Source organism: Pseudomonas sp. P5_A2_2 (assembly GCF_054177685.1).
Map to the genome: position 1 here is coordinate 1 of NZ_JBGCUL010001312.1, position 1,077 is coordinate 1,077.

General features: G+C 62.0%; 2 protein-coding genes and 1 pseudogene. 2 read left to right on the plus strand and 1 reads right to left on the minus strand.

What is annotated here, in order from left to right:
- Together ACXRVY_RS31030 and ACXRVY_RS31035 are read left to right on the plus strand one after the other, a co-directional pair.
- The coding region (locus ACXRVY_RS31030) for a putative PEP-binding protein (RefSeq protein ID WP_458239210.1) at positions 1-569 on the plus strand (569 nt) is incomplete at its 5' end.
- Positions 570-571: 2 nt separating this feature from the next.
- Positions 572-868, plus strand: coding sequence for a PTS transporter subunit EIIB (locus tag ACXRVY_RS31035; RefSeq protein ID WP_457266216.1), 297 nt, complete (start codon positions 572-574; stop codon positions 866-868).
- A 36-nt stretch (positions 869-904) separates the two neighbouring features.
- On the opposite strand, the pseudogene ACXRVY_RS31040 reads toward ACXRVY_RS31035, so the two are convergent.
- A pseudogene (locus ACXRVY_RS31040) lies at positions 905-1,077 on the minus strand (MFS transporter); the annotation flags it as partial.

Consider the following 1,077-nt stretch of genomic DNA (forward strand, 5'->3'; position numbering starts at 1 on the left):
TCATGCTGCCGATGGTCAGCCAGTTGTCGGAGCTGCGCCTGGCGCGGCAGATGCTGGAAGAAGAGGCGCTGGCGCTCGGGCTCAAGGCGCTGCCGAAACTGGGCATCATGATCGAAGTCCCGTCCGCGGCATTGATGGCGGACCTGTTTGCCCCCGAGGTGGATTTCTTCTCCATAGGCACCAACGACCTGACCCAATACACCCTGGCCATGGACCGCGATCACCCACGTCTGGCCAGCCAGGCCGACAGTTTTCACCCCTCGGTACTGCGTCTGATCGCCAGCACCGTGAAGGCCGCCCATGCCCATGGCAAGTGGGTCGGGGTGTGTGGGGCGCTGGCTTCGGAGACTCTGGCGGTGCCACTGTTGCTGGGGCTGGGGGTGGATGAACTGTCGGTCAGCGTGCCACTGATTCCGGCGATCAAAGCCGCAATTCGCGAGGTCGAGCTCAGCGACTGTCAGGCAGTCGCGCATCAGATACTCGGGCTGGAGAGCGCTGAGCAGGTCCGCGAGGCCTTGTCTTCGCAGCAGCAGGCGATGGTCGAAACTTCACAGGTGTTGGAGAACTGAACATGTTCGAGAAAATGCAACGGGCGTTCTGGAAGGCATTGACCCCGGATCTGCTGGTGGATGAGCCGAAGGTGGCGGCCCTGCGTTCTACGGACCTGCCGTCGAGCGTGGTCGCCGCGCTGGGTGGGCTGGATAACCTGGCGTCGCAACAACGCATTGCGATAACGCGAGTGCGGGTCCAGCTGCGTGATGTCACCCGACTGGACGAACAGGCCTTGCGTGCAGCGGGTGTGCCGGGGGTGATGGTGCTGGCGGATGGCGTGGTGCATGTATTGACCCGGTGCCCAAGGTGGGACTGACGGTTGAAAGGTTCATATTGATGCAGTTCCAGTGCATTATTTTTGCACTGGAGCCACCCGACGACCGCTCATGAAGCACAGGAACCCACCCATCGCGGTCAGTGCGCTCAAGGCATAGAACATTGTGGGTGCGGGGGTGTGCATCAATAGAAAACCACAAATCACCGGGCTCAGGGCGCCACCGAGGGCCGCCAGGTTCTGGGCACCGT